The organism is Desulfitobacterium sp. (assembly GCF_034927245.1).
Classification (GTDB): Bacteria; Bacillota; Desulfitobacteriia; order Desulfitobacteriales; family Desulfitobacteriaceae; genus Desulfitobacterium_A.
In genome coordinates this window covers 1-8,147 of sequence record NZ_JAYFQK010000065.1, presented here as the reverse complement: position 1 = coordinate 8,147, position 8,147 = coordinate 1, and the positions used below count along the sequence as shown (strand labels likewise).

Below are 8,147 nucleotides of genomic sequence, written 5' to 3'. Positions count from 1 at the left end.
CTTGGCTAGAACCCAAGGTTATCACATTCGCGCAGCCTCTTAATTTCTTGCAAATCTAGATTTTTAAGTCATCAACCGATGGCTTGCTTTGCTGTGCTCACTTGATTTTGCTGGTACCCCTAACTGATTATTTCAGACTTTTCACTTCCTCCAAGCATATTAAAAAGATTTTATGAATAAGTTTTAAATACATGCATTCAAAAGTTTAAACGCATAATCATGTGAAAATAAGGGGGCGAATACCTGTGAAAGCAAGTCGAAAGTTTTTATCTTTGCCGATTGTCTCCCTGAGTGAAGGGCAACACATCGGTTATGTCAAAAGCTTAGTTATCGATGCCCAAACGAAATCCCTGGCCGCCATCGCCGTTGATCTTAAAGGATTTTTTAAGGATCAGCGCATCATTCCTTATAATAAAGTCGTCAGCGTAGGAGAAGACGCCATTACGATTGACAAAGGAGTTCATGTCGAAAAATCCGCAAGCCTACCGGAAATGCTCAGCTTAATCAAAGAAAAGCTCACGATTATCGGCACGCGTGTTATAACTCAAAGCGGCAAAACCTTGGGTGTGGCTGAAGAATATTATATTGATCCCGAAACAGGCCGAATCACGCAGATTGAAATTTCCGGCGGAAAGCTGGAAGGTCTTCTGAATGGCAGAGCACTTCTCCAAGCAGAATACATCTCGACCATTGGTCATGACGTCATCGTTGCCGAAAAAGGCAGTGAGTCCCATCTCGTAAGCGCCGATAAGGGACTAAGCGACAGCTTTAAATCCTTGATCCACTCCACCTCTCATCTTGCCAGCGAAACCACCCTGTCTATCGGTAAGTATTTCAAGAAAGATAAACCGCTGGACCTAACCCAAGAACCATTCGATGAAGAAGTCTCTTTTCTTGACCCGGAAGGCGAAAGTGATGATCAAGCGAATCCGAAGATTTCAGATGCGACAGACCTCGCGATGCAGCCGTCGGAAAATACTTCCGCCGAGGATTCCAATTCTGCCTTAAACCCGATAAGCAAAGAACCCCTGGGTTAACCCCAGGGGAATCATTAACTGAATAGCTTGCTCACGGAAAGGTCCTCATGGATGCGGACGATCGCCGATCCTAACAGAGGAGCTACGGAAAGCGTCTTGATTTTAGGGAGCTTATGCTCTGGGTTAAGCGGTATCGTATTCGTTACAATAATCTCTTTAATGACTGACTTTTCTAAGCGTTCAAGGGCCGGACCGGATAAAACAGGATGAGTACAGCAAGCATATACCTCTCTTGCTCCACGATCCACTAAAGCCTGGGCACCCTGTGTAATCGTCCCTGCGGTATCAATAATATCATCGATCATAATAACTGTCTTATCTTGTATATCACCGATAACATTCATAATCTGTGAGACATTCGGTTCAGGACGCCGCTTATCAATAATGGCCAAGGATGCTCCGATTCTTTCAGCGAGATTGCGCGAACGTTGTACTCCCCCTAAATCCGGTGAAACAACGACAACATCCTCAAGCCCTTTATTCCGGAAATATTCCGCTAAAATCGGCACACCGGGCAAATGATCCACCGGAATATCGAAGAAACCCTGAATGGCCGGGGCATGAAGGTCCATCGTGACCACCCGGTCCGCTCCTGCTGTTGTAATTAAATTAGCCATGAGTTTAGCGGTAATCGGGTCACGCGCTCTGGATTTCCGTTCTTGACGAGCATACCCATAATAGGGAATAACCGGAGTAATGCGGCGAGCCGAAGCCCGTTTTAATGCATCAATCATAATCAATAATTCCATAATATTGTCGTTGGTCGGAGCGCAGGTCGGCTGCAATACAAAAACGTCCGCTCCCCTTACACTCTCATTGATTTCGATTGCAATTTCGCCGTCTTGGAAACGTTTAACCTTAGCTTCCCCCAGCGGTACTCCTAAATACTCCGTAATCTCCTCCGCCAGTTCGCGGTTAGCGTTACCGCAAAATATTTTTAACTCCTTAACCGACATGGCTAATTTATCCCCCTATTATTTCTTATTGCGAACCCAATTTTCCTTTAATTTTTGGGTACTTCGCTCCACTGCCAATGCATAAGCCGGAACATCCTTCGTAATCGTAGAACCGGCACCGGTTATAGCCCCATCCCCAACTTCTACAGGAGCTACAAGATTAGTATTACTGCCAATAAAAACATTATCCCCGATGATGGTTTTATGTTTCTTAACCCCATCATAGTTGCAGGTAATGGTTCCCGCACCAATGTTAACGGCTTGGCCCACCTGAGAATCTCCGACATAGCTTAAATGAGGCACCTTGCTTCCTTGACCGATCTTGCTGTTTTTGATCTCCACAAAATCCCCGATTTTAACGCCCTCCGCTAAAACCGTTCCGGGTCTAAGGTAGGCAAAAGGTCCGATATTGCAGTGCGGTCCGATTTGCGCTTCTTTGGCTACAGAATGAGCAACGTGGCATCCTGTGCCGCAAGTGCAGTCTTCAAGCGTCGATTGCGGGCCCAGAATGGCATCTTCGGCGACTTGGGTTTTACCCTTTAGTGTCGTGAAGGGTTCGATAATCACATCACGGCTTAACTCAACCTCACAATCGATAAAGGTTGATGATGGATCAATAATTGTAACACCTTCATCCATCCAATATTTAAGAATCCTCTCCCGCAGGACATGTTCCGCTTCAGCCAATTGTACCCGGCTGTTGATTCCCAATGCCTCATTGACATCTTTTGTACAATACGTTGCAATTTCTTCTCCCTGGGAGGTAAATCTATCAAAAACTTCAGTAAGGTAATATTCTCCTTGAGCATTTTGAGGGGTAATTTCCTTAAGGGCCTTCCTTAATTTAGCGACATTAAAACAGTAGGTCCCTGTATTGATTTCATGGATCGCTCGTTCTTCTAAAGTTGCATCCTTTTCTTCGACAATCTTAATAAACTTTGTCCCATCCTTAACAATGCGTCCATACCCAAAAGGATTTTCAAACCGGGCTGTAAGAACCGTTGCTGCTCCCTTAGAATCGTTATGAATGCGGATGAGTTCCGCTAAGGTTTCCGTCCGGATGAGGGGTTGGTCTCCGCTCAAGACCACGATATTATCCACCCCGTCGAGATAAGGAAGAGCCTGCATAACAGCATGACCTGTCCCTAATTGTTCTTCCTGAATAACAATTTCAGTTCGTCCGACAAGGAACTCCTCGATTTGTTCCCGTCCATGTCCTAAAACAACCAAAGAACGCTCTATTCTATTCTGGGTCACCAGATCCAGGACATGCGCAATCATCGGCTTCCCCGCTAAATGATGCATGACTTTGGGAAGCTTTGATTTCATCCGTGTCCCTTTCCCCGCAGCCAAGATGACTGCCGCCCACTTAGGCATTTGTTTCGCCTCCAACCTTAGTTTAACCGAAAAGTACTGAAATAAATTTATTCGTCAAAAAATCACAAATTCCTTCTTTAAACCGACCCTTTCCTTTATCTTCTCTATTTATTTTAGCCCATAATTACGGGCGTATAAAAACGGGGCTGTTTTCGCGACAGCCCCGTTCATAATATATATGTTGATGCATAATTTAGACAAGTTCACTCGCTTTATGAAGTACTTCCTCGTGAATTACCGATTATCGTTCCTAAATTGCTTCTTGATAAGCTTTTAAAACAGCAGCTTGAATAACTTCACGTGCCGCAGAAGAAATGGGGTGTGCTATGTCACGGAATTCTCCTTCCGGTGTCTTACGGCTTGGCATCGCAACAAATAAACCATTTGTACCTTCCACAACCTTAACATCATGAACAACAAACGCATTGTCGAATGTAACCGAAACAACTGCTTTCATCTTACCTTCAACATTTACCTTACGAACTCGTACATCAGTAATATTCACTAAGATTCACCACCCTTCCCTGCTGCCTAACAATATCTAATGCACTAATTCTATATTTGGTAAAAAACTCCTTCTTTTACTAGAAAGAAATTTAAAATTCGCATTTTCGCGCATTATCTTTTTTGTTAGAGGCAAGGAGATTTTACGTGGCGCAAGCCAAATTTCAGGAGAATTCCGGTGAGGGAGCAACAAGAGCTAAGCCCTGAGCCGGATCTATTTCTTTAAGTTGAAGCAGCGATAAATAATCCTGAACAAGCTTTGGTTCATTGTCGGTCTGGCTTTCCATAAGAATCCCCAGTCCGACAACATTAACTTCAAATTCTTGCATTAAATTGATCATTCCTAAGGAGGTTCCGCCGGCCTTCATAAAATCATCGATAATCAATACCCTTTTCCCTGATTCCAAAGCCCTTCGTCCTAACGACATGGACTGAATTCTCTTCGAGGACCCAGACACATAATTGATGCTTACCGCGGAACCCTCTGTCACTTTGTTGCCATGACGAATGATAACCATCGGTATTCCTAAAGCCCCCGCCGTAACTAGGGCAAGCGGAATACCTTTAGTTTCAATGGTAACGACAAAATCAGGTTTCTTCTCCCGAAAAGCCCCCGCGAAAATTAACCCTAAAGGTCCTAAAACATTCGGATCATACAAAAGGTCTGTCATATAGAGAAAACTGCCGGGTAAAATACGTTCTTTTGTACTTAGGCGCTCCGCAAGTTCCTTAAGAAAATCATGGGCTTCTTGCTGTGAAATTTCCGGAATATATCGAACACCGCCTGCCGCTCCTGAAACGGTTTCCAAACGGCCTTGTCCTGTGGATTTTAAGCTTTCTTTTAAGGCGAGTAGATCTTCGCTGACCGTTGATTTCGCTGCTCCAAAACGCTCTGCCAATACGGTTAACGGAATAAGCATATTGGGCTTGGACATGAGGATCTGCATAGTTGCAACCATTCGCTCGGCTCTTTTCATCTTATTCATGATGATCCCCTATTCTTTTTCTTTTTTCTGTCCTTTATCTTTTTGTTCCTTCACAGAACGCAGCGCTTCAAACATAACATTTTCTGCAGTCATAATATGAGCCATTGCTAAGGACTGGGCCTCTTCAACATTATGGCCGATTATCGCTTCAGCAATCGCCTGGTGTTCCTCAACCGCATCTTTAAGCCGCCCCGGATACGAGAGTGAGGTCGCCCGAAAGCGTTGGATCTGCTCCCGCAAATTAGCCAAATTCGCAATTAATCGATCATTACGGCTGGCTTGATATACCAGAGCATGGAAATCGGTATCCGCTTCCACAATTTTCTCAATATCCACCGCTTCACCTGAACGATAAAGAATCATCCGCTCCATCTGTTCAATCTCCTCATCAGTGATCCGTTCCGCAGCCAAGCCTGCGGCTAACCCTTCCAAGGCTGAACGAATTTCAAAGACATCAGTCACATCCTTGTCACTGACTCCGGCCACATATGCTCCCTTGCGGGGAATCATGACGACAAACCCTTCTAATTCTAATTTGCGAATTGCTTCGCGAACGGGAGTCCGGCTGACCCCCATTTCATCAGCTAATTGAATCTCCATCAATCGTTCTCCCGGTTCAAGTACCCCGTTGATAATGGCTTCACGCAAAGACTCAAAAACAATCTCCCGCAACGGTTTATAACTATCGAGTTTAACCGGTACTAGTTTCCTTTCCACACGCTATATCCCCTTTCAGATTAACACTCTGATTAATACCCTACCTAATGCTCTGTTTAATACTTTGATTCTCTGTAACTCCGATGTTGCAGATTCTTCTTTTCCTAGGTATATTTGGGCGAAATCGTTTTAGTCGCCCAAACTGAATATCCCTTCTTCGTTAAGGAATGTGCGATCTCCTGAGCTCGCTTCGCAGAAGGCGCAATTCCGAAAACAGCGGATCCGCTTCCGGACATAAGCACACCTTGACAGCCTTCCCTTCTTAGTTCCTCCTTAAGACTTGCAATTACAGGGAGAATGGCCTGTGATCCCGCTTCCAGATCATTGCTCAACAATGAGGCAATCTTTGCAGCGGAGCCGGACTGCAAAGCCCCTTGCCAAGCTTCAAGGGAAAGCGGATGACTCTCCCCTAACCGATCAAACATTCGATAAGACTCACCTGTATTAATCCCCTGCTGGGGCTTAACGACAACCAAAGGCATTTCCGGAGCTTTTGGCAAGTGTAAAAGTATTTCACCGCGTCCCTCAGCCCACTGCGTTCCACCGTTTAGACAAAAGGCTACATCCGAACCGAGTTGATTCGCCAATCGCAGAATTTCCTCTTGTGAATAGGGTCGGTTAAATAACCGGTTCAACCCTCCTAAAGTCGCAGCCGCATCCGCGCTCCCGCCGCCTAAGCCTGCTTGGATGGGTACCCTCTTTTCGATCTCTATACGAATACCTTGACGAGAATTAAGCCCTTCTTTAAAAAGTTTTGCGGCTTGGTAGGCAAGATTTTTGGGGCCGCTCAAGCTTCCGCAAAGGCATCTAATCTCATCCTTTTCAAGCAGCGACAGCCTCACCGTATCATGAAGCCCAATCGTCTGCATAACCATCTGCAGCTCATGATACCCATCCGGGCGCTTTCCTTTAACCGCTATTCCTAAATTTATCTTCGCATAAGCGAACGTTTCAAAAATATCTGTATTCATCCTAGAATCCTTTCCGAACGTTCGGGTATTATTTCACTTTATTATATCCCTTTTATCTTTTATCTACCAGTGTAAGGCGCAAAAAGCGCAGTATTTTTGAAACATCGTCAATAAATGACAAAAATGGGCGTAGAGCATGTTTCTACAACCGACAATGAAGGCGCCAAGTATTGAGAAAAGCAAAACGATTCCGCAACTTTGTCAATATGAATGTAGTTGGGGATTATCTAATCAGCACACCCCTGATTTACCTCGCACTCAAAATATTTTGTTTCATTAATAAATATCCTTTAATAGTTGAAAAACAAAATAAAGCCGATCCCTGTTTGGACCGACTTATTTTATCTTTGAACACTTAACAAAAGAACAACCAAGAAAGTTTAAGAATTAAGGTTTTAACAAAAATTATTAATTTAACTTATTAAGTACTTCCACAATCTCGGTATCAATATCTCCCGACCTCATAACATCGAAGATACTCCTCATTGAACAATTAATTTTATAATTCTCTTTCATCCATTTATTAGTTGCCCTTAACAAATCTTTTCCCGGTATAATATTAAGTTTATCCTCTAAACTTGACCAATTTAGATTTACATGCTCGCGTGCCATTGATGCAGCAGCACCAGCTGTTAATCTTCGATCGTTCTCTTGAAATTTGGTTGTATAGGAATCAATAATATTATTTTTAAAAGTATCGATAAGGTATTCATACTTTTGTATGAAGTTCGGAAAGTCTTCTTTTGTATTTTTCAGGAGTCTAAATAAAACCGGCGGTTTTATAATATAATTCTCAATCTCCTTTTTCTCCCAAATATGCAGTGATAGATGGTTTTCCTTAGCTTTATTTAATTGTTCATCTAAATAGCTTTTAGTATAATAGTCTCTATCTAATATAGCAAAACATTGAAATTGACCAGAAGTACTTTCATAAAAAAGTTTAGATGCTCCAAAAGCTTCACTTATCCTAGTAAACCCACCCAGAGGTAATGAGGGAATTGCATCTAGAGAAGATATGGAATTAGGGGTTAAAATATCTTGAAACTGTTGTAAAATCTTAATATCTTCCCCTTCTACAAAAACACATTTTTTAGCACTACTTAATTTTGATAATGATAAATTATAAGCACTTCCAATATCATCTACAATATTTTGAACTGCAACCAAGTGATTAGCATACCTCATCTGTCTATCTTGCTTATCTATGGTAACAATATTGCGAGGTGGGACATTTGAAATAATCTCTACTGAATGAGTAGCAATAATTACCTGCTTAAATAATGACTTTACAAGTTGAAGCAGCTTTAATTGTAAATCCGGATGCATATATACATCTGGTTCATCAAGTATGATTGTTTCACTTCCTTGCGATCTACAAATAAACCATATGATTTGTAACCACATTTGGATCCCACTACCCATAAAACCGATTTCAGCTGGAAACTTCGCATCTTCAATATGTAGCGAACTGAGTTCTTTGGCGGTAATGTGCCCATTGCCAATTTCATTTAATTATTAACTTTAGATTCACCGCCTTCAGCGGTTATTCTTTTTCTCGCAAATCTTTGCCGATGGCGGCAATCTTAATTCTAACCAATC

At 42.7% G+C, this 8,147-nt stretch carries 8 protein-coding genes; 1 reads left to right on the top strand and 7 read right to left on the bottom strand.

Annotation, left to right across the window (positions count from 1 at the left end):
* The first annotated feature begins 245 nt into the window (after positions 1-245).
* Positions 246-1,037, top strand: coding sequence for a PRC-barrel domain-containing protein (locus tag VB077_RS15075; protein WP_323416080.1), 792 nt, complete (start codon positions 246-248; stop codon positions 1,035-1,037).
* 14 nt (positions 1,038-1,051) lie between these two features.
* On the opposite strand, the gene VB077_RS15070 is transcribed toward VB077_RS15075, so the two are convergent.
* From VB077_RS15070 to VB077_RS15040, 7 genes are all read right to left on the bottom strand, one after another.
* The gene (locus VB077_RS15070) at positions 1,052-1,993 is read right to left on the bottom strand and encodes a ribose-phosphate pyrophosphokinase (protein ID WP_323416079.1); all 942 of its coding nucleotides are present in this window, start codon (positions 1,991-1,993) and stop codon (positions 1,052-1,054) included.
* A gap of 18 nt (positions 1,994-2,011) precedes the next feature.
* A complete protein-coding gene (gene glmU / locus VB077_RS15065; protein ID WP_323416078.1) occupies positions 2,012-3,370 on the bottom strand; it encodes a bifunctional UDP-N-acetylglucosamine diphosphorylase/glucosamine-1-phosphate N-acetyltransferase GlmU in 1,359 nt (452 codons plus the stop codon).
* 250 nt (positions 3,371-3,620) lie between these two features.
* The gene (spoVG, locus tag VB077_RS15060; protein ID WP_323416077.1) at positions 3,621-3,875 is read right to left on the bottom strand and encodes a septation regulator SpoVG; all 255 of its coding nucleotides are present in this window, start codon (positions 3,873-3,875) and stop codon (positions 3,621-3,623) included.
* A gap of 163 nt (positions 3,876-4,038) precedes the next feature.
* Positions 4,039-4,860: a pur operon repressor gene (purR, locus tag VB077_RS15055; protein ID WP_323416076.1), complete on the bottom strand. Its 822-nt coding sequence runs from the start codon at positions 4,858-4,860 to the stop codon at positions 4,039-4,041.
* A 9-nt stretch (positions 4,861-4,869) separates the two neighbouring features.
* Positions 4,870-5,577 (bottom strand): GntR family transcriptional regulator, encoded by a 708-nt coding sequence (locus VB077_RS15050; protein WP_323416075.1) that lies wholly within the window; start codon positions 5,575-5,577, stop codon positions 4,870-4,872.
* Positions 5,578-5,681: 104 nt separating this feature from the next.
* Positions 5,682-6,548, bottom strand: coding sequence for a 4-(cytidine 5'-diphospho)-2-C-methyl-D-erythritol kinase (gene ispE, locus VB077_RS15045; RefSeq protein ID WP_323416074.1), 867 nt, complete (start codon positions 6,546-6,548; stop codon positions 5,682-5,684).
* 408 nt (positions 6,549-6,956) lie between these two features.
* Positions 6,957-8,006, bottom strand: a complete 1,050-nt coding sequence (locus tag VB077_RS15040; RefSeq protein ID WP_416337076.1) for an AAA family ATPase — start codon at positions 8,004-8,006, stop codon at positions 6,957-6,959.
* Positions 8,007-8,147 lie beyond the last annotated feature (141 nt).